Consider the following 20,097-nt stretch of genomic DNA (forward strand, 5'->3'; position numbering starts at 1 on the left):
GCTTATTGACCGACATTAATCGAGTACAGGTTGCCCTTGGAGGTCTGAACCAGCACTCCGCGACCGGTCGGTACCGGCCTGGCCAGGATGGCGCTGCCGTCGGTGGCGATGCGGGCCAGCAAAGCGCCGTCCTCGCGTTGCAGGAAATGCACGTAGCCTTCGAAGTCGCCCACCGCAATGGCGCGGCCCACCGAGGCCGGTGCGGTCAGGCCGCGGTTCTGCAGCGCGTCCTGTTTCCAGATGTTGGCGCCGCTGTCGAGGGCGAAGCCATGCACCACGCTGCGGTCGTTGGCAGCGTAGGCGAAGCGCACGTCGGCGGCCAGGCCCGTGACGCTGGAGAATTCGCGCGACCAGACCGAATTGCCGGTTCCCACGTCAAAGCAGTTGATGCGGCCCTGGTACGTGACCGCGCACAGTTGTCGCCCTGAAATGACGGGTGCACCGACGACGTCGGCCACGCGCTCGAGTTCGCTGGTTCCGCTCGGGATGGCGACGGTGCCTTCCCAGCGCACGGCGCCGCCGGTGGTGGAGATGGCGATCAGCTTGCCGCCCGGCAGGCCCGTGAAGACGTAGCCTCCCGAGAGCAACATTTCGCCGGGCGCGCGCAGCGCCAGCGCTGGCCCGGGGCGCTGGACGCTCCAGCGCCGGCGTCCGGTTTCGGCGTCATAGGCCTGGACACGGTAGTCGCCGCTGCGCACCACGACCAGGCCATCGCCCACCAGCGGCGGGATGGTGATCTCACTTGTCGCCTGGGCGCGCCATTTGATCGAACCTGTGTCGTCCAGGGCAATGATTTCCCCGCGGGGCGTCGCTACCGCCGTGATGCGCCCGTCGCTCCCTACCCCGGCCGAAAGATCCGTTTTCGTGGACGTGCGCCAGATCTCGGCTCCCGTGTCGAGGGAATACTTGGCGACGGTGCCATTGCTCGCGGCGGCGTAGACGGCATCGCCGACCACCGCCGGCACGAAGCCCACGCCCGATTTGCCGCCGACCGAGACGCTCCAGGCATTGCTGACCGGCAGCGTCGGGGTGAGCGGGGTCAGCGGTGCGGGCGGATAGCGCGGCTTCTCGCTGGAAAAGAGCGAGCATCCTCCGAGCGCCAGCGCGGCCGCGACGGCGGCGGCCTGGCAAAGGCGTCGCCAGCCGCGGCGCTCGCCGGTATGGCGGTTGTGCAACTCCATCAAGCGCCTCCGAGAGCATCGAGTTTGAGTTGGATGGACGATCGCAGATCGGTGGACGGATCGAGCTTGGCGAGCGCTTCTTCGTACGCCTTGCGTGCTTCTTCGCGCTTGCCTTGGGCCGCCAGGACGTCGCCGCGGCGGTCCGCATACAGGGCGGCAAATGCCTCCGGAGGCTGCGTGCCTAGCACCGCGAGCGCCTCGTCATAGTTCTTCTCGTCCAGCAGCAATCCGGCCAGCCGCACGCGAGCCACGGCGGCCAGGGCCGCGTCGCCGCTGCGGTCGATGACCCACTGCAACTGGGCCCGCGCCGACTTGGCGTCCCCCGCCTCCTGGAAGGCACGGGCCGCCAGCAGCGCGGCCCGCGGCGCGTAACCGGTGCCGGAATACTTTTCCAGGATGGAGCCGGCGGCGTCCTTGACGCGTCCCAGATCGCCCGCCTCGACCGCTTTCTCCAGGGCTTCGAACTGCACCATGGCGTTGGCGGCTTGGTTGCGTTGGTACCACTGCCAGCCGTTCCATGCGGCCGCAGCCAGCAGCACGATGGTGGCCACGCCCAGTACGAGGTTGCCGTACTTGGCCCACCATGCCTTCAGTGATTCCAGTTGTTCCTGTTCGTCGATGTCGTAGGCCATGCACGCCCCGGTTGATTGGTTATGGCTGAAAATCTGCCGCGGGCCGCCAGGCAGCCCGCGGAACCTCAAGAGCCGCAAGATTAACTGATACGGAGCAATCCCGTATCCACCCGCCGGGAGAACCGGCTATTCCGCTCCGCCGGCCGTCAGTTCGGTGACGAGAAAGTCGGGCAGCTCCGCGGTCGGGATCTTGCGTTGCGGCACGCCATCGGCGCGCAAGGCCTTGACGCTCGCCACGCCTTCGGCCAGCTCGTCCTCGCCCAGGATGACGGCGTACTCGGCTCCGCTGCCGTCGGCGCGCTTCATCTGGGACTTGAAGCTGCCGCCCCCGCAATGCAGGATCACGTCTAGCCCGGCGTCGCGCAGGGACTCGGCCACGCGCATGGCCGCCCGCGCCGCGGATTCGCCCTGGTGGACGACGTATACGTCGCACTCAGGCTGGGGTTGCGGCGGCTGCACCTGTGTCCACAGGTCGAGCAGCCGCTCGACGCCGATGGCAAACCCCACCGCGGGGGCTGGCTTGCCGCCCAGCAGGGAAATCAGCCCGTCGTAGCGGCCGCCGCCACATACCGTTCCTTGGGCCCCGAGCCGGTCGGTCACCCATTCGAACACGGTCAGGTTGTAATAGTCCAAGCCGCGCACCAGGCGGGGATTCACCCGGTATTCGATGCCCGCGTCTTCGAGCCGCTCGCGCACGCCGTTGAAATGGGCGAGCGATGCCTCGCCCAGGTAGTCGAGCAGGCGCGGCGCATTGTTCGCCATGTCTTGCAGGGCGGGATTCTTGGTGTCGAGCACGCGCAGCGGATTGGTATAGAGGCGCCGCTTGCCGTCTTCGTCGAGCAGGTCTTGGTGCTTTTCGAGGTAGGCGATGAGCGCTTGCCGGTGGGCGAGCCGCTCTTCGGCCGAGCCCAGCGAGTTGATTTCCAGGCGGATGTCAGTCAGGCCCAGGATTTTCCAGAGCCGGGCGAGCATCAGGATCAGCTCCACATCGATGTCGGGCCCGGCAAAGCCCAGCGCTTCGACGTCGATCTGGTGGAACTGGCGGTAGCGCCCCCGCTGTGGACGCTCGTGCCGGAATACGGGACCGATGGCGAACACCCGTTGCGGACGGTCGTACAGCAGGTTGTGCTCGATCGTCGCGCGCACCATGCCCGCCGTGAACTCGGGGCGCATGGTGAGCGAATCGCCGTTGAGCGAGTCGGTGAAGCTGTACATCTCTTTTTCGACGATGTCCGTCACTTCGCCTATCCCCCGCGTGAACAGCCGCGTCTGTTCCAGCACGGGCGTGCGCAGGTTGCGGTAGCCGTAGCTGCGCAGCCACTCGCGCACGAGCGACTCCAGGCGCTCCCACTGGCCCGAATCTGCGGGCAGGATGTCATTCATGCCGCGAATCGCGGTCACTTTCTGGAAAGTTTCGTTCGTCATGGTAGGTCTCCCCTGCGCGCCGGCGCGCCCCGCAATGGGGGCGTCGCTCAGGACGCGGGGGCCGAATGGGTGTTGAATCTTTTTTCTACGTACGCTTCTACCAGCGCCTGGAATTCGCGCGCGATGTGTTCGCCCTTGAGCGTGACCGCGCGCTGGCCGTCGATGTAGACCGGTGCGACCGGCTGTTCGCCGGTGCCGGGCAGGCTGATGCCGATGTCGGCGAACTTGCTTTCGCCCGGGCCGTTGACGACGCAGCCCATGACCGCGACATGGAGGTTCTCGGCGCCGGGGTACTTGAGCCGCCAGACCGGCATCTGCTCGCGCAGATAGCGCTGGATGTCGGATGCGAGCTCCTGGAAAACGGTGCTGCTCGTGCGGCCGCAGCCCGGGCAGGCCACCACCGTGGGCGCGAAGGCGCGCAATCCCAGGCTTTGCAGGATTTCCTGCGCGACCACCACCTCTTTCGTGCGGTCGCCGTTCGGCTCTGGCGTGAGCGAGACGCGGATGGTGTCGCCAATGCCTTCCTGCAGCAGGACGCTGATGGCCGCGGTGGACGCCACGATGCCCTTGCTGCCCATTCCCGCCTCGGTCAGCCCGAGGTGCAGCGGATAATCGCAGCGGCGCGCAAGATCGCGGTAGACCGCGATGAGGTCCTGTGCGTTGCTGACTTTGCAGGACAGGACGATGCGGTCGCCCGGCAACCCCAGCGCTTCGGCGCGCCGGGCATTGTCGACGGCGGAGACCACGAGCGCTTCGCGCATGACGGCCTGCGCATCCCAGGGCTGGGGCTTGCGGTTGTTTTCGTCCATCATGCGCGCCAGCAGGTCCTGGTCCAGGCTGCCCCAATTGACGCCGATGCGCACCGGCTTCCCATAGCGGCAGGCCACTTCGATCATCTGCGCGAAGTTGTCATCCCGCTTCTTGCCGGCACCCATGTTGCCCGGGTTGATCCGGTACTTCGACAGGGCCTGTGCGCATTCTGGGTACTGGGTCAGCAGCTTGTGCCCGTTGTAGTGGAAATCCCCCACCAGCGGCACGCTCACGCCCATGCGGTCGAGCTGCTCGCGTATGGCCGGTACTTCCCGGGCCGCCTCGGCCGTGTTGACGGTGATGCGCACGATCTCCGAGCCGGCCAGCGCCAGCTCCTTGACCTGGATCGCCGTGGCGATGGCATCGGCGGTGTCGGTGTTCGTCATGGACTGGACCACGACAGGCGCGTCGCCGCCGACCGCGACCGAGGCGTCGCCCCAGGCAATGCGCACCTGGCGCGTCGGCCGGCGCGCTGCCGGTCCGGCCGGATATGGCGTGCTGTCGTTAAAGGAGGCGGCGACGGGCTGCGTGGAGTTCATGGCTCGGGTAACGGCTATTGCAGGGTGAGGCGGGCGACGTTGTCGCGGCGGTACGGGGTCAGATCGACCGCAGCGCCCCGCCAGCTCAAGTCTACGCCGTTGACGTTGCCGATGACGACCCGGTAGGGAGCCCCCGCGGGATCGAGCGCGAAGGTCTCGTTGGCAGGAAGAATGCGCGAGACGGCGATTGATCCGTCCGCCCGGCGGATCTCCACCCAGCTCGCCTGCTTGAGTTTCAGCGCCAGTCCGGCTTGCGGGGCGGCTGCGGGTTCCGGATCGGCGGCAGGTGCCGGGGTGGGCTCCGGCTCGTGTGCCGGAGGCAGCGCCGCAGTGGCCGGCGGAACTGGCGTTTCGGTCGTCGTTCCCACTGGCGTTTCTGTCACCGATGCGGCTGGCGGTGCAATAGGCGTTTCCACGTGCACTGCTGTCCTGCCGTCCGAGGTTTCGAGCGTGGACGCCGTTTGCTCGCCGAACGACAGCTTGCCCTGCTGGTTGAGCGCGTAGCCCAATAGCGCAAGTGCGGCCAGGGCCATGATGCCCCCGACCAGCCACGGCGCCAGGCGCTTGCGCGGGCCCGTCGGCCAGCCGCGGCGGGACGTCATCGCGAGCGGGCTGGAAAGCGACGAGGCCTGTGCGAGCGACACCGGGTCCGTCGTCTGCAACTCGGCAGGCAAGGCCTGCAACAGCGGGGCCGGATCCACTTCCAGCAGGCGGGCGTAATTGCGGACGAAGCCCCTCAGCGGCATGCCTTGCGGCAATTCATCCCACTTCTCGTTCTCGAGCGCGCGGACCTGCCGCACGGCGAACTTTAGGCGGTCGGACACATATTCCTGCGACCAGCCGCGCGCCTCGCGCAGGCGCGCCAGCTCCCGACCCACGGACGACGAAGACGGCGCGGCGCCGGAGGGCGCATGGCCGCCCTGCTGCTCCTGCTGACCGGTTTCGTTGTGTTCAGACATCGACGACTCCTTGTCAGGCCCAACCGCAGGAAAGGTCGGGCCGGCAACGCGACAGCCTCACTCGCGCACCTCGATGATGCGGCCGAAGCGGGTTTCGCCGGCCAGCCGCTCTTTGAGGCGCGTGCGGTCCTTGACCTCTCCGGCCAGCTGGCCGCAGGCGGCGTCGATGTCGTCCCCGCGCGTCTTGCGCACGGTCGTGACGATGCCTGCGTCCATGAGGCGTTGCGCGAACAGCCGGACCCGCGCCGCCGGCGAGCGTTTGAGCCCCGACTGCGGGAAGGGGTTGAAAGGAATGAGGTTGAACTTGCACGACACCTGTCGCGCAATGTCTATGAGCTGCCGGGCATGTTCATCACCGTCGTTGACGCCGTCGAGCATGACGTACTCGAAGGTGATGAAGTCGCGCGGCGCGAATTCCAAGTAGCGCTGGCAAGCAGCGATCAGCTCGCGCAGTGGGTATTTGCGGTTCAGGGGAACGAGGTCGTTGCGCAGCGCGTCGTTGGGGGCGTGCAGCGATACCGCGAGCGCCACCGGGCAGTCCCGCGAAAGCCGGTCCATCATGGGCACGACCCCCGAGGTGGAGACCGTTACGCGGCGGCGCGACAAACCGTAGGCGTTGTCGTCCAGCATCAACCGCAGCGCCGCGACGGTGTTGTCGTAATTGAGCAGGGGCTCGCCCATGCCCATCATGACCACGTTGCTGATTACCCGGTCATCGGTCGCGGCCAAGGGCGCCGGCGCCCCGTTGGCCAGGCGCGCACCTTCCCGGTCGGCTTCGATGGTGCGGCGGGCCAGCCACAACTGACCGACGATCTCGTCCACGCCCAGGTTGCGATTGAACCCTTGGTGCCCAGTGGAGCAGAAACGGCATGCCACCGTGCAACCGGCCTGCGTGGAAATGCATAGCGTGCCGCGGTCGTCCTCGGGGATGAAGACGGTCTCGATGGCGTTGCCATTGCCGACGTCGAGCAGCCACTTGCGCGTGCCATCGGCAGATTTGTGCACCGTCAGGACGCCAGGGGCGCGCACCTCGCAATGGCGGGCCAGTTTTTCACGAAACGACTTCGCGAGGTCCGTCATCTGCCCGAAGTCGTCCACCCCGCGCTGATGCAGCCAGCGCTGCAACTGCTTGGCCCGGAACGGCTTGTCGCCCCAGCTTTCCACCAGGGAGGCGAGCCCGGCCGCGTCCAGCCCCAGCAGGTTGATGCGCGGGGATCCGGAACGGGGTTCGACCTTGTCGGCCAGGGCTGTCGGCGAGATGGAGCTCATGCCGGCCTCCTTGGGGAGAAAAACATCCCGGCTCAGCGGCTGTAGATGTTTTGTTCGGGGAAGAAGAACGCGATCTCGGCCTTGGCGGTTTCCGGGGCGTCGGAGCCGTGCACGGCGTTGGCATCGATGCTTTCGGCGAAATCGGCGCGGATGGTGCCTTTCTCAGCCTTCTTGGGATCGGTGGCGCCCATCAGGTCGCGGTTCTTCTGGATGGCGTTCTCGCCTTCGAGCACTTGCACGAACACCGGGCCCGAGACCATGAAGTCGACGAGGTCCTTGAAGAAGGGGCGCTCGGCGTGCACGGCATAGAAACGCTCTGCGTCGGCGCGCGAGAGCTGCACCATGCGCGCGGCGACGACTTTGAGGCCAGCGGCCTCGAAACGGGAAACGATCTGGCCGATGACGTTCTTGGAAACCGCATCCGGCTTGATGATCGAAAGGGTGCGCTCGATGGCCATCAAAAACTCCAATAAAAACAAATACTTTGGGGGGAACTTAAACGTTAAATTGTATCACGCCTACCTGACGGCACGCCTGTCTGCCGGCGTTGTGGCGGGGTGGCGCCCGCCCCACTGGATGTCGGCGGAACCCTGCGGCATACTCAGACTCTCAATCTCATGCCCGCTCGCGGGGCGAAACGAGCCAAAACACGAATAGGAGTCGCTCAACCATGAATGATCTACGCACCTCGCCACTAGCCCGGGCCGGCGCCGCGCCCGGGGAAGTCACGCGCAACCGCGTGCTGCGCAATACCTATTGGCTGCTCGCGCTGTCCTTGATCCCAACCGTGCTAGGGGCGGCGATCGGCGTCGGCACGGGCCTGGCCCAAGTGATGGGCGGCAGTCCGGGGCTGACCACCATCGTGTTCTTGGTGGGCGCCTTTGGCCTGATGTTCGCCATCGAGAAGAACAAGCACAGCAGCTTGGGCGTCGTCTTGCTGCTGGCCTTTACTTTCTTCATGGGCCTGATGCTGTCGCGCATGATCGGCTTCGTGCTGGGCATGGCCAACGGCGCCACGCTGATCATGACCGCATTCGGCGGAACGGCGGCGGTGTTCGGGACGATGGCGGTTCTCTCCACCACCATCAAGCGCGACCTGTCCGGCCTGGGCAAATGGCTGTTCGTCGGCGCCGTGGTCATCCTGCTCGCCGCGCTTGCCAACATCTTCCTGCAGTTGCCCGCGCTGATGCTGACCATTTCCGTGCTGGCGGTCGCAATCTTCTCGGCCTTCATGCTGGTGGACCTGCAGCGGGTGGTCAACGGAGGCGAGACCAACTACATTTCGGCGACGCTGGCGATCTACCTCGACATCTACAACGTCTTCGTCAATCTCCTGATGCTGCTCGGGATCTTCGGCGGAGAGCGCGACTAAACGTCAAGGTGGCGCTTGCGGGGCGGCCGGGCCGCTGGTGGCGCCCGCCGCACGCCCTGAGGGCGCCGGTGCCGAAGTCCAGGATTCACCCCGGCACCGCTTTCCTTCCCCTTCTCCGGGTGCGCCGTGCGCGCCCCCTTCCCTCCCTCAACTCGATCCGGGCCCGCCTGGCTCGAATACGGCGATCGACTCGACGTGGCCCGTGTGCGGGAACATATTGACCACGCCGGCGGCACGCAGGACGAAGCCTCCCTCATGGATGAGAATGGCCGCATCGCGCGCCAGGGTCGAGGGGTTACAGGACACATACACGATGCGTTGCGGCCTATCCGCGCCCAGCTTGGATAACGCCTTGGCCACGGCTAGCGCGCCTTCGCGCGGGGGGTCGATCAGCATGCGGTCGAAACGGCCTAGGCCTCGCAGCCATTGTTCGTCGACCTCGAACAAGTTCAAGGTCGAAAACGACGTATGCCCGGCCAACCCCTGCCGGCGCGCCGCGTCCAGCGCGCGGTCGGTCAGCGCCGGGCTGCCCTCGACGCCGACCACCTCGCGACAGCGCGTGGCCAGAGCGAGCGTAAAGTTGCCCAGGCCGCAGAACAGGTCTGCCACACGATCGGTGGGCTGGGGGTCGAGCAAGGCGATGGCCCGCGAGACCAGTACCCGGTTGATCGCATGGTTGACTTGGGTGAAGTCGGTGGGCTTGAATGGCATGCGCAGGCCGAATTCGGGAAGCGCATAGGCTAGGCCGTCGGCGTCCGCGGGTTCGAGCGGATGCACGCTGTCCGGGCCCTTGGGCTGCAGCCACCAGTGGATGTCGTGCCGTGCAGCGAAGGCCTTGAGGACGGCCACGTCTTCGTCCACCAGTGGAACCAGGTGGCGCAGTACCAGCACCACCTGCTTGTCACCCACGGCGACTTCGATTTGCGGGATGCGGTCGCGCGCCGGCATGGCGGCCACCATTTCCCGTAGCGGCACGAGCAGCGATGCCACGTGCGGGTGCAGGACGTGACACTCGCGCATATCGGCCACGTAGCTGCTCTTGCGTTCGCGAAAGCCCACCAGCACGCCGCCCTTCTTGACCACCACCCGCACAGACAGGCGGGCGCGATAGCGATAGCCCCATGACGGCCCGTAAACGGGCGGCAATACGCGCTGCGGAACCAGCTTGCCGATGTGCCATAGCGTGTCTTCCAGCACGCGCTGCTTGATGGCGACCTGCGCGGAAGGCTCCACATGCTGCATGGCGCATCCTCCACAGACGCCGAAATGCGGGCAGCGTGGTTCGACGCGCATGGGGGAGGCGCGCAGGATGTCAGCCACCTCGGCAAGCTCGTAGGACGGTTTGCGCTTGAGTATCTTGAGCGTCACCCGCTCGCCAGGCAACGCGCCTTCGACGAATACCACCTTGCCCTGGCGACGCGCGATGCCCCGCCCCTCCAGGTCGACCGATTCGATGCGTACGGAACCGTCGTCGAACTCGGCGGCAACGGTTTGCCCTTCCAGCCCTTGCTGGAACGTGTGATCAGTTTCTTGAGCCATGTTCCGATTTCAGTGGGCGACGCTGCGTCAAGCGGCGCCCGCGGCGTTTACCACGCTGCGAGGTATTCTTTCCAGTGAGGCTGGTCCAGCGCTTCGAGCGTACTGCGGACCAAGTCCAGTTCCGCCTCGTATTGGGCTCGCGACAGCATGCCGCGCACCAGCCTGAAGCGGCAGTAGACCAGCCAGGTATTGACGACGTCGGTTTCGCAATAGGCGCGCACTTCTTCCCGCCGGCCCGAGTTCCACGCCTCCCATACCAGGCTGCCGTCCATGCCCAGTTTGCCGGGGAAGCCGCAGAGCTTGGCCAGCTCGTCCAATGGCGCATTGGCGCGTCCATTGTATTTGGCCAGCAAGTCCATCAGGTCGCAATGCCGGTTGTGGTAGCGGCTGATGTAATTGCTGTAGCGGAAGTCGCGATCGTCTTCGCCCATGTCCCAATATCGCGCGGCCTGGACGCCGTGTATCAGGCCGCGGTAATGCAGTACGGGCAGGTCGAATCCCGATCCGTTCCAGCTGATGAGCTGGGGCGTATAGCGGTCGATGGTCTTGAAGAAGCCCGAGATCAGCGTGGCTTCGGGATCGTCGGCCTTGCCTATGCATTTGACCCGGAATCCCTCGTCGTCGCGAAAGACGCAGCCGATCACCGCCACCTTGTGCAGGTGGAGCGGGAGGAAATCGTGTCCCACCGCTTCGCGTCGGGCAGCAGTCGCCCGCGCGACGACCTCGGCGTCCGGTACCTCGTCTCCCCAACCGTTGAGCTTGCGCAAGCCCTCCACGTCGGGGATGGTTTCCAGGTCGAAGACCAGCATGGGCGTCATGGTGGGCCTCAGCGCGGGGGCAAGTAATCCATGGGGTTGACTGGCCGGCCTTGCCTGCGGATTTCGAAGTGCAGGCGCGGCGATTCGGCGTCCGTGCTTCCCAGCTCGGCGATCTTCTGCCCGCGCCTCACCGCCTGCCCTTCCTTCACCAGCATGGCGCGGTTGTGGGCATAGGCCGACAGGAAGGTGTTGTTGTGCTTGATGATGATTAGTTGCCCGTAGCCGCGCAGCCCGCTGCCGCTATAGACCACTTTTCCGTCGGCTGCCGCCAGCACGGGGTCGCCGGGGGTGCCGGCGATGTCCAGCCCCTTGTTGCGGGTTTCGTGGAAGTTCTCGATGATCTTGCCGCTTGCCGGCCAGCTCCATTCGATGCGATCGCCCGCGGGCTCGGTGCGTGATGGCGGCGGAGCCGGCTTTGCAGGAGGCGTGCTGGGCGCTTGCGCGGGCGGTTCCGGCGTCGGGGAGGAAGGCGCCGGTGCCGGCGTCTCCAGCGGACGCGTCGTCGATTGCGACGGGCTCGGCACGGGCGTGACTTGGGCCACGGTCGTGTCTGCCGGTTTGGCCTCGGTCGTGCTCGGGCGGGTCACGCGCAGCACTTGGCCCGGGCGGATCTGATTAGGGTCCTGCAGATTGTTCCACTGCGCGATGTCGCGCCAATCCTGCCCGTGGTCGAGTGCAATCCGGATCAGCGTATCGCCGCGCTTGACGACGTACGTGTCGGCATCGACCAGGCGAGACGGTTCTCTTCCCGCCGTGGCGGGAGGCTCGGCGGACTTGGACGGCGGCGTGGTGCGATCCACGACGGGAACCGTCCTGGGCGCCGACCCGCAGGCCGCCAGCAGCAATGCGCAACCCGTCCAGGCCAGCGCGTAAATGGCGGCCCGTGCGAGGCTGTCCGTCCCGTTACGCCGGGGCGGAGCGGTTTTCTTGCTGCTCGGCTTGCGCCAGTTCTGCATCCCAGATCTCCTCTTCATTACGACAACACACCTGATTGCAGGGGCACGAAGCGCACGGGTTCGAGTTCGGTGCGCACCCAGCTGTGCGCGCCCGTGCGCTCGATGACGACCAATTTTTGCGTAGCGCCGCCTTCCGGCGCCACCAGCCGTCCGCCCAGTGCCAACTGGGCGGCCAGCGCATCAGGAATCTTCAATCCCGCGGCCGCGACCACGATGGCGTCGAAAGGCGCGGCGCTCGGCAGCCCCTGCATGCCGTCGCCGAAAACGAGCCGCACGTGCGAAAAGCGGAACGGGCGCAGGCGGCTGCGTGCCAACTCGTGCAAGGCCTTGATGCGCTCGATCGAATACACCTCGCGCGCGACGCCTGCCAACACCGCAGCCTGGTAGCCGCACCCCGTGCCGACTTCCAGCACCTTTCCGAGCTCGCGGCCGTGGCACGCGGCGGCGATCATGCGCGCGACGATCCAGGGCTGCGAGATGGTCTGCCCGTGTCCGATGGGCAGTGCCGCGTCCTCGTACGCGCGGCTCGCCAGCGCTTCGTCGACGAAGCGATGGCGGGGAATGGCCTGCATCGCCGCGAGCACGCGTTCGTCGGCGATGCCCTGGGAACGCAGGCGGGCCACCATCGCACTGCGCATCCGTTCCGAGTTCAGTCCGTGGTTCGGTTCTCCGGCCGCAGGCGCGGGGGGCGCCGCGGAAGGCGTGACGATCCGCGCGGGCACCACCCTGGCATTGCTGTTGAGGGGCTTGGCTTCCTCCCGGCGAGGCAATGGGGTAGCCGCGTTCCTGACCACAGGGGGGCGGCCGGTGCTGACCCGCGTGTTGCTGTTGGCAGGCGTGACGGGGAGCGCCGAGGGCGTGAGCCGCCTCGTCGCGGTTGGCGTGTTCCCACTGGCGCGTGGCGCCGCGGGAGCGGGGGTCAGCGGTTTGCGCCTGTCCATTCCGTCGGGATCCATGCACGTAGCGGCTCGATCTGCGCAGTGTGCGTCAGGTCGAACCGCAGCGGAGTGATAGACACTGCGCCGTCGGCGCAGGCGTGGAAGTCCGTTCCGGGCGTCGCATCGGCCGCCTTCCCCGCCGGTCCGATCCAATAGACCGGCTCGCCGTAAGGCGTGGAGGAACGCACCACGGGTTCCGATGGATGACGCCGCCCCAGCCGCGTGATGCGGGGAGGCTTGAGTTCGGTGAGCGGTAGGTTGGGAATATTGACGTTCAGCAATGTGGGGGCCTCGAGCGGCCGCTCGATGAAGTGCTCGACGATGCGGCGCGCAGTGGCGGCCGCAGCATCCAGATGCGTCCATCCCTTCGACACTTGGGAGAACGCAATCGAGGGAATGCCGAACAGGTAGCCCTCGGTCGCGGCGGCGACGGTGCCGGAGTAAAGCGTGTCTTCGCCCATGTTCTGGCCGTCGTTGATGCCCGACACGACAAGGTCCGGCCGCCGATCGAGCAGCCCGGTCAGGGCAATGTGCACGCAATCGGACGGCGTCCCGTTGACATAGAAAAATCCGTTCGCGGCCGTGCGCACCGACAAGGGGCGGTCCAGGGTGAGCGAGTTGGACGATCCGCTGCGATTGGTCTCGGGCGCGACCACGATCAGTTCGGCAAGCGGGCGCAACACTTCGACGAGAGCGGCCAAGCCGGGGGCGAAGTAGCCGTCGTCGTTGGAAACCAGAATCAACATCTATCGCCCCGCTCTATTACGCAATGACATCTCCAGTCAGCATCAAACACGCTTGCTGCCGGCACGGGCCGCGAACGAAAAAGCCCGCACGGCGACCCTGCGGGCTTGTGTCGTCCGGAACGAGCCGGCCAGCCTCCTGGTTGCTTGGCGATTCCGGATAACGCATCTGCTGCCGGCCCACCGAATGCTCTGGGATTGTACATGACCCCCTCCGGCAAGTAGCGCTAGCCGGCACGGACGTTGCGCGCATGCCCTAGCAAGGCACGGGCCTTTGTTTCTGGAACGCCTCGACCAATGCGTCGAGAAAACCCCGAACCGCCGGCACGAGCCCGCGCCGCGACGGAAATACCGCCTGTACGATGCCCTCAGGCAGCGTGTATTTCGACAGCGTCACCTGCAGCCGCCCTGCCTCGACGTCCGCAGCCACCATGAACCAGGGCAGGCAAGCCAGCCCGAGGCCTTGCAGGGCCGCGGTCTGCAGGGTGTTCAGGTCGTCCACGGACAAGCGCGGGACGTGGGCGACCGCGGCTTCCTTGCCGTCGGGGCCCTTGAACCGCCAGACGTGCTTCTCCCCTGTTTGCACCATGCTGAGCGTGGGCAGGCGGGCGATGTCCTCTACGTGTTCCGGATGTCCGTGGCGTTCGAAAAAATCGGGCGTGGCGACGACCACGGCGCGTGTGGTGGCAAGCGGACGCACCACCAGCTCGGAATCCTCGAAGGGGGGCTGGCGCACGCGCAGGGCGAGGTCGAGCCCTTCTTCCACGACGTCCACCCGGCGCGACGTGGCCTCGATTTGCACCCGCACCAGGGGATTGCGCGCCAGGTAGTCCGAGACGATGCGGGCCACGTCGCTTTGCAGCAGGCCCACGGGGCAGCTGAAGCGTATCAATCCTTGCGGCTGGGACGTAGTGCGGTCCACCGCCTCCTGCGCCGCCGCGGCCTCGGCTACCAGCGCGGCGCAGTGCTGGTAGTAAGTATGGCCGATCTCAGTGACCGATATCTTGCGGGTCGTGCGGTGGAGCAATCGCACGCCAAGCGCTTCTTCCAAGGCCGCGATCCGCCGGCTAATCCGGGACACGGGTATCCCCAGCGCCCGCGATGCGGCGGTATAGCCACCGTAGTCCACGACCTTGGCGAACAAGTACATGTCGTTGAGGTCCTGCATGGTTCCCCCTTTTTATTGAATTATTCCATGCATGAAAAAGTCCATCTCGTTGCGGCCAATTTAAAATTTATTGTTGAAGATATATCGTGAAGCCTCTTTGGAATTCATCCGCATTAACCCTAGTCTGCCATTGGGAGTTTCACGTGAACGTCTTGCAAATCGATTCCAGCGCGTCCGGCAGTGCCTCTGTTTCCCGTCAATTGACGGCTGCCATCGTCCAGGCGCTTTGCCGGAACCGCCCCGGAGCGCAGGTTCGCCACCGCGACCTGGTCGCCCAGCCCCCTGCTCACCTGGACGGCGCCCTGCTGCAGTCGTTGCGCCCCCAACCCGGCGCGGAATTGCCTTCGGACGCCAGTTTCCGCGAGCAGGCCGCATATACCGATGAGCTGCTCGAAGAGTTCCTGGGCGCGGACGTGGTCGTCGTGGGAGCCCCCATGTACAACTTTTCCATCCCGTCTCAGCTGAAGGCGTGGATAGATCGGGTGGCCCAGGCTGGCAAGACGTTTCGCTATACGGCCGAGGGGCCACAGGGCCTGGCGGGTGGGAAGAAGGTGGTGATCGTTTCGTCCCGTGGAGGCAAGTATGCCGGCACGCCCATGGAGCCGATGATGGATCACCAGGAGGCTTACCTGCGCGCGATATTCGGGTTCTTCGGCGTCAACGACGTCCACGTGGTGCGGGCCGAGGGCGTGTCGCTCGGCACGCAGGTGCGTGCCGAAGCGCTCGAGTCGGCGTTGCACCGCGCCGGACTGTTGGCCGAGGAACTCGCCGCGGCGGCGTAACACCGGTGCATGCGGGCGCGCGGCCCGCTCAGCGGGGCGCGCCGTAGAGCAGCAGCACCAGCCCGGCCACCACCAGCGCCATGCCATAGCGTTCTTTGCGGCTCGTATGCTGGGCGAAGATGCGTCGGGACGCGACCTGAGCGAAGAGGACCTCTACCAAGCCCAGGGTGCGGACATTGGCCGCGGAGGTCAATGCAAAGCCGATGTACCAGCACTGCGACGCGAACGCGCCCATGAAGCCGGCTGGCAGCGACGAACGCCACGCTGCCAGCACGTGCCGCAGCACGTCGCGTTGGAATAGCGCCTGCCAGATCACCAGCGCCGCAGTCTGCATTAGCAGCCCCACCACGAGCGTCATGCTGGCACGCAGCGCGAACGAGCCGCCCTCGAGCGACAGGATGGCTCCCCGGAAAACGACGGAGGACAAGGCGAAGCATGCGCCGGAGGTGATGCCGAGCAAAGCCGGGCGCCAATTGCTGCCCGCTCCCGCCCCGGGTTTCCACGACATGGTCACGACCCCGGTCGTTGCAATCAGGACGGCGCAAGCGGCCAGGACAGTGAGCGGATCGCCCAGTACCGCGACGGCGAAAATCGCCACCAGCACGGGCTCGGTCTTGACATAGACCGTGCTCAACGCGAAGTTGCGCAGCTGCATGGTCGCCAACATCAGCACCGTGGCGAGAATCTGTACGGCGGCGGCGCCGGCGCAAAGCAGCAGGAACCTGCCATGCGCAGGTGGCAACGTTTCTCCGCCGGCCAGGAGCAGGATGGCGAGAAAAACCAGCGCGAACGGCAGGCCATAGAGAAAGCGCACTTGTGCGGCGCCTAGTGTTCCCAATTCGCTCGTCAACTTGTGCTGCATCGTGTTGCGCGCGGTCTGCGCGGCAGCGGCGATCAGGGTGGCGGGAATCCAGAGCAGTGAAATATCCAAGGTCGCGGCGGAAGCGGTCGTGAGCCAGCGATCATACCGTGTCTTGCGCGCCGGCCGGTCCCGACTGCCCCGCAGCGGCCCAGGCCGGAGCATGCCAGGCCGATGCCGCATAACAGCTTTGATGCCACCGCCATAGGCGCCACCGGTGCGAGCGCCTACAGTAGGCGCGCGCACCGTCTTTATCAACGTCTCTCGGTTGTGGGCGGCGGCGAGAACAACAATGGAGGAGCACTCAATGTCTGCGTTTCGTCTTCGCGTGCGCTCGGCATTCCATTGGGCGGCGGTCTGCGCGCTTGGCGTGACCGTCGGCGCGCATGCCGCAAGTCCCTATCCCGAACGGCCCCTGCGCATGATCGTCCCGTTTCCGGCCGGCGGGGCCGCCGACATCATGGCGCGGGGACTGGCGCAGCAGCTCTCCGAGCAACTCGGCCAACAGGTCGTCATCGAGAACCGTGGGGGAGCGGGTGGTACGCCGGCGGCCGAGGCCGTCGTCAATTCGCCACCAGACGGCTATACCCTGCTCTTTGCCACCATGGGTACGCTGGCCATCAATCCCTCCCTGTATCCCAAGCTGCGCTACGACCCGGTGAAGGATTTCGAGTATGTCAGCCTGACGCATACCACGCCGCGCGTGTTGGTCGTTCACCCCTCGGTTCAGGCGCGGACGGTCCAGGAACTCATCGCGCTCGCCAAGGCGCAGCCGGGGCGCCTGTCCTACGGGTCCGCGGGCAACGGCAGCTCCAGCCATTTGTCCGGCGCCCTGTTTGCCTCGATGGCCGACGTGCAGTTGCTGCATGTACCGTACAAGGGCAGCGCGCCGCTGCTCAACGACCTGCTGGCCGGGCGGCTCAGCATGACCTTCGACTCCTACGCGGTGTATGCAGAGCACATCCGCGCAGGCAAGGTCCGCGCGCTGGGGGTAACGTCGCTCAAGCGCATCAGCGCGCTGCCGGAGGTCCCTGCGATCTCAGAAGCCGGGCTCGACGGGTATGACGTTTCCAACTGGCTCGGCGTCGTGGTGCCCAAGGGGACGCCGCAGTCCGTCGTGCAACGCCTCAATGAGGCCATCGCCAAAGGCATGGCGGATGAAAATCTCAAGCGGCAACTCGGTGCCATGGGCATCGAAGCGACCTCCAGCACGCCTGAGGAGTTTGCTGCGACGGTGAAAAGGGAAATTCCCAAGTGGGCGCAAATCGTCAAGAAATCGGGTGCCACCGTAGACTAACCGGAAGAATCGATTTGCGCTGGGCAGGGCCGCCTCAGCCCCAGTCCGAGGCCCGGATGGTCATGCCCATTCGTTCGGTGGCGCCGGGCGCAACGTGCAGTATGTCGTCCCATGCGCGGGCCGTCTCGATGCACAGCATGCCGCGCCAAGCATCTGGGCGGAATTGGGACAAGCGGCGGGATTTCTCTATCCACGGATTCCACACTACGGCCGATCGCGACCCGAAAGGCTGAATGTGGACGTTCCGGCGCCAGCCTGCGTCGCGAATCGCTAGCGCGCCGTCGATGCCTGTATAAATGCGGTCGGTCTCTGCTTCGATGCGAAGTGCCCCGCCTTGCGCGTGGCTGGTCCAGTCCCGCAGCGTATCGACGTATCGAACCCCATCCAGCCCGTGGACCTCGACGTGGTCGATGTCGCTGACAGCGAAATAAGTGTGTAGCGCCTGGCTGACGGCCAGGGGCGCAAGCCCGGCGTTGCGCGTGGCGAGCGTAAGCGTCAAGGCATCGTCCAGCTGGATTTCCAAGACCAGCTCGGCCGCGTGCCGCCACTCCCCCCAGCCTGAAGGCAGGTCCAGGCGCAGCACCAGGCGCGCCGCTTCTGGCGTGGCGCCCGCCTCGAGTGCCTCCCAGTCCAGCGTCCGGGCGAACCCGTGGGACGGAGCGTCCACGCCCTTCGGCAGCATCATCTGCACCTCGACAGGATTGCGGTCGAACTGGCCGAACCACGGCCAGCAAACGGGTATGCCGCCACGCACCGGCCGCCCGGTCTCGAAGGCGGCGGCGTCGCTCAGCCACACGACGGGACGCTGCCCCCGGGGCGTATAGCTGAGCAGCTGCGCTCCCTGTCGCGCGACCAGCGCCTGGCCGTGGGGAGATTGCAATCGCCAGCACGGCAGCGCGCCGACGGTGCATGGCTCGACGGCAGCAGATGCGTTTTCATCCATGGTTATCCTCGTGGGTCTTGTCAGATGGTGCGGCCTCGCATTCCCATAGCCCGCTGCTTGGTGCATCCCTCTCGGCCACGTGCCGGTGTCGCCCAGGCGGCCTTCTCGGTTGGGCAATTATGCCCCGCGGCGGGATTGGATGCTTATCCACCACTTCTGTGGACAAGTTTGGGGATAGCAGGAAATGGCGGCCGCAAGACCCGCGCCAGCACGCGATTTGAAACGATTTGCACGTCGCTTGGGCAGCTCGAGGGTTCGACCTCTCATCCTAGAACTTCCGGCCGAGGGCGCCGCGGTGGCGCCACACTGGCAGAGGTCGGCTTACGGGGGCCAAATCCGTCTTGCCCCTAGGAAGACGGCACCAATCGGATGCGTCCGGACCCCAAAACGGTGCTCAGCCTTAAGGTTGATGGCGCGAGTCGAATCATGGCGGCCAGGGTCGACGACGCGGATGAGCTGGTGCGCAAAGACGGACCGGCATTTGTAACAGGCAGTTGTCCCCTCGAATTGTGGATAAATCAGGGGATAGGCTTGGGATAGAGGCCGCCAAGGCCCGTCATATCGCCGTTTGCCTTGGCTCGGTCAAAAAATCGGCAACGTGTGGGTGGGTCAGTCCGAGATGCTCGGCGCCCAGAATACCTGGGCGATGGCAGGGTTGCCGGCAAGTTTGGCGGTGATGGCGTCGAGCTCGGTGCCCTGGATGGAGGTAGCCATCAAAGTGGCGCGGATTTCGATCTCTTCATCGCCAAACGGCACCACTTCGAGCTCCGCGAGCGGATAGTTCGCCCGTTCCAGCTCGGCTTCGAGCGCCGCCATGGCTGCCGTTCGGTGGGCAGTTCCAGTAATGACGTGGATGATGCTCGTCACCTCAGACGAGAGGACGTCCACCGGCTTGCGGTTGAAGGTGTTCACGACGGGGCGCAGCAGGGTGTTGGCGGCAAGGACGAAAACGGTGGCCAGGATCGCCTCGGCGATCAGGTCTGCTCCCGCGCAGGCTCCGATGGCCGCCGATCCCCAGAGCGTCGCCGCGGTGTTCAGGCCGCGCACATTGCCCTCTTCCCGCATGATGACGCCCGCCCCCAGGAATCCTACGCCGGACACAACGTAGGAGGCGACACGGGCGGCGCCGTCCGTGCCCGCGATGCGCATCGCCATGTCGACGAAAATTGCCGCGCCAAGCGCCACGAGTACATTGGTGCGCAGACCCGCGGTACGCTGGCGGTACTGCCGCTCGAGCCCGATGAGCGCGCCGAGTATGAAGGCGGTCGCCAGGCTGACGAGCGTGTCGAGCAATTCAAGGGTGTGGAAATTCGCGAAGGCCTGCACGCGACCTCCCTTCTTTTTGGTTTCTAGGTCGTCGAAAAACAAAACGAGCTGCCGGACCGCTGGCCCGGCAGCTCGACGCATCAGGCTTTAGCCGGCGTTATTGCAATTGTTCGTAGCTGACGCGCTGGATGTCGGGATGGCGCCCTAGGCCCAGCGCGACCGCGTTCAGCTCGCGGCGCAGGTGCGGCGGGCACTGCAGGGTGACCGACATGCGGTAGAACGCGTCCGGCGCCGCGGCGCTGGCTATCCGCATTTGGGAAAAGCGCAGGTCGCGTGATGAGAGCTCGGCGTGCACATGTTGACGCAAGCGGTCCAGGCGCGAATTGGCACTGAACACGGTCAGGCGGAAGCGCAAATCCCGCTTGCCCGGTCCGAGCACGCTCCTGCGGCGCCACGCGCCCAAGATCTTGGCGAAACGCATCATTGAGCCTCCTGGCAGACAGGAAGACGGACTATGCCGTTCGGCAAACGCGGAGCCTGCCCGTGGCAGGCGGGTAAAGCGGGAAACCTTGGGGAAGGAGGATCCGCATCCTGGCCTAGC

At 65.9% G+C, this 20,097-nt stretch carries 20 protein-coding genes; 3 read left to right on the top strand and 17 right to left on the bottom strand.

Going from position 1 to position 20,097, the window contains the following annotated elements; genetic code table 11:
- Nucleotides 1–2: 2 nt before the first annotated feature.
- From bamB to ndk, 7 genes are all read right to left on the bottom strand, one after another.
- Nucleotides 3–1,181 carry an outer membrane protein assembly factor BamB gene (gene bamB / locus Q0319_RS09050; protein WP_299451881.1) on the bottom strand — a complete coding sequence of 393 codons (1,179 nt, stop codon included), beginning with the start codon at nt 1,179–1,181 and terminating at the stop codon, nt 3–5.
- Nucleotides 1,181–1,813: a tetratricopeptide repeat protein gene (locus tag Q0319_RS09055; protein ID WP_296467104.1), complete on the bottom strand. Its 633-nt coding sequence runs from the start codon at nt 1,811–1,813 to the stop codon at nt 1,181–1,183. The genes bamB and Q0319_RS09055 overlap by 1 nt, the downstream gene beginning before the upstream one ends.
- A 126-nt stretch (nt 1,814–1,939) precedes the next feature.
- On the bottom strand, nt 1,940–3,238 hold the full coding sequence (gene hisS / locus Q0319_RS09060) for a histidine--tRNA ligase (protein WP_296467105.1): 1,299 nt from the start codon (nt 3,236–3,238) through the stop codon (nt 1,940–1,942).
- Between the two features lie 47 nt (nt 3,239–3,285).
- Complete coding sequence (ispG, locus tag Q0319_RS09065; RefSeq protein ID WP_296467109.1) at nt 3,286–4,587, bottom strand: flavodoxin-dependent (E)-4-hydroxy-3-methylbut-2-enyl-diphosphate synthase; 1,302 nt, start codon at nt 4,585–4,587, stop codon at nt 3,286–3,288.
- A gap of 14 nt (nt 4,588–4,601) precedes the next feature.
- Nucleotides 4,602–5,546, bottom strand: a complete 945-nt coding sequence (locus Q0319_RS09070) for a helix-turn-helix domain-containing protein (protein ID WP_299451884.1) — start codon at nt 5,544–5,546, stop codon at nt 4,602–4,604.
- Nucleotides 5,547–5,603: 57 nt separating this feature from the next.
- Nucleotides 5,604–6,815 carry a 23S rRNA (adenine(2503)-C(2))-methyltransferase RlmN gene (gene rlmN / locus Q0319_RS09075; protein ID WP_299451885.1) on the bottom strand — a complete coding sequence of 404 codons (1,212 nt, stop codon included), beginning with the start codon at nt 6,813–6,815 and terminating at the stop codon, nt 5,604–5,606.
- 32 nt (nt 6,816–6,847) lie between these two features.
- Nucleotides 6,848–7,273, bottom strand: coding sequence for a nucleoside-diphosphate kinase (ndk, locus tag Q0319_RS09080; RefSeq protein WP_296467118.1), 426 nt, complete (start codon nt 7,271–7,273; stop codon nt 6,848–6,850).
- 212 nt (nt 7,274–7,485) lie between these two features.
- Between ndk and Q0319_RS09085 the strand changes: the two genes are divergently transcribed.
- Nucleotides 7,486–8,187, top strand: a complete 702-nt coding sequence (locus Q0319_RS09085; protein WP_296467121.1) for a Bax inhibitor-1/YccA family protein — start codon at nt 7,486–7,488, stop codon at nt 8,185–8,187.
- A gap of 147 nt (nt 8,188–8,334) precedes the next feature.
- On the opposite strand, the gene rlmD is transcribed toward Q0319_RS09085, so the two are convergent.
- The 6 genes from rlmD to Q0319_RS09115 form a co-directional block, all read right to left on the bottom strand.
- On the bottom strand, nt 8,335–9,726 hold the full coding sequence (gene rlmD / locus Q0319_RS09090; RefSeq protein WP_296467124.1) for a 23S rRNA (uracil(1939)-C(5))-methyltransferase RlmD: 1,392 nt from the start codon (nt 9,724–9,726) through the stop codon (nt 8,335–8,337).
- Nucleotides 9,727–9,773: 47 nt separating this feature from the next.
- Nucleotides 9,774–10,544 (bottom strand): 3'-5' exonuclease, encoded by a 771-nt coding sequence (locus Q0319_RS09095; RefSeq protein ID WP_299451888.1) that lies wholly within the window; start codon nt 10,542–10,544, stop codon nt 9,774–9,776.
- Between the two features lie 8 nt (nt 10,545–10,552).
- Nucleotides 10,553–11,500 (bottom strand): peptidoglycan DD-metalloendopeptidase family protein, encoded by a 948-nt coding sequence (locus Q0319_RS09100; RefSeq protein ID WP_296467130.1) that lies wholly within the window; start codon nt 11,498–11,500, stop codon nt 10,553–10,555.
- A 17-nt stretch (nt 11,501–11,517) separates the two neighbouring features.
- The gene (locus Q0319_RS09105; RefSeq protein WP_296467133.1) at nt 11,518–12,441 is read right to left on the bottom strand and encodes a protein-L-isoaspartate(D-aspartate) O-methyltransferase; all 924 of its coding nucleotides are present in this window, start codon (nt 12,439–12,441) and stop codon (nt 11,518–11,520) included.
- A complete protein-coding gene (gene surE, locus Q0319_RS09110; protein WP_296467136.1) occupies nt 12,420–13,184 on the bottom strand; it encodes a 5'/3'-nucleotidase SurE in 765 nt (254 codons plus the stop codon). Before surE ends, Q0319_RS09105 begins: the two co-directional genes overlap by 22 nt.
- A 253-nt stretch (nt 13,185–13,437) precedes the next feature.
- Complete coding sequence (locus Q0319_RS09115) at nt 13,438–14,349, bottom strand: LysR substrate-binding domain-containing protein (RefSeq protein ID WP_296467139.1); 912 nt, start codon at nt 14,347–14,349, stop codon at nt 13,438–13,440.
- A gap of 143 nt (nt 14,350–14,492) precedes the next feature.
- Between Q0319_RS09115 and Q0319_RS09120 the strand changes: the two genes are divergently transcribed.
- On the top strand, nt 14,493–15,131 hold the full coding sequence (locus Q0319_RS09120) for an FMN-dependent NADH-azoreductase (RefSeq protein ID WP_299451891.1): 639 nt from the start codon (nt 14,493–14,495) through the stop codon (nt 15,129–15,131).
- A gap of 28 nt (nt 15,132–15,159) precedes the next feature.
- Here the strand turns inward: Q0319_RS09120 and Q0319_RS09125 are convergent, their stop codons facing one another.
- Nucleotides 15,160–16,062: a DMT family transporter gene (locus Q0319_RS09125; protein ID WP_299451892.1), complete on the bottom strand. Its 903-nt coding sequence runs from the start codon at nt 16,060–16,062 to the stop codon at nt 15,160–15,162.
- 235 nt (nt 16,063–16,297) lie between these two features.
- On the opposite strand from Q0319_RS09125, the gene Q0319_RS09130 reads away from it, so the two are divergent.
- Nucleotides 16,298–17,287, top strand: coding sequence for a tripartite tricarboxylate transporter substrate binding protein (locus tag Q0319_RS09130; protein ID WP_296467730.1), 990 nt, complete (start codon nt 16,298–16,300; stop codon nt 17,285–17,287).
- Nucleotides 17,288–17,321: 34 nt separating this feature from the next.
- Here Q0319_RS09130 and Q0319_RS09135 read toward each other — a convergent pair whose 3' ends face one another.
- The 3 genes from Q0319_RS09135 to Q0319_RS09145 form a co-directional block, all read right to left on the bottom strand.
- Nucleotides 17,322–18,230, bottom strand: coding sequence for a D-hexose-6-phosphate mutarotase (locus Q0319_RS09135; RefSeq protein ID WP_299451894.1), 909 nt, complete (start codon nt 18,228–18,230; stop codon nt 17,322–17,324).
- Nucleotides 18,231–18,839: 609 nt separating this feature from the next.
- Nucleotides 18,840–19,556 (bottom strand): MgtC/SapB family protein, encoded by a 717-nt coding sequence (locus tag Q0319_RS09140; protein ID WP_296467726.1) that lies wholly within the window; start codon nt 19,554–19,556, stop codon nt 18,840–18,842.
- Nucleotides 19,557–19,653: 97 nt separating this feature from the next.
- Nucleotides 19,654–19,980: a hypothetical protein gene (locus Q0319_RS09145; protein WP_296467724.1), complete on the bottom strand. Its 327-nt coding sequence runs from the start codon at nt 19,978–19,980 to the stop codon at nt 19,654–19,656.
- Between the last annotated feature and the right edge of the window lie 117 nt (nt 19,981–20,097).

The sequence above is a fragment of the uncultured Pigmentiphaga sp. genome (assembly GCF_937950555.1).
Taxonomy (GTDB): Bacteria; Pseudomonadota; Gammaproteobacteria; order Burkholderiales; family Burkholderiaceae_B; genus Pigmentiphaga.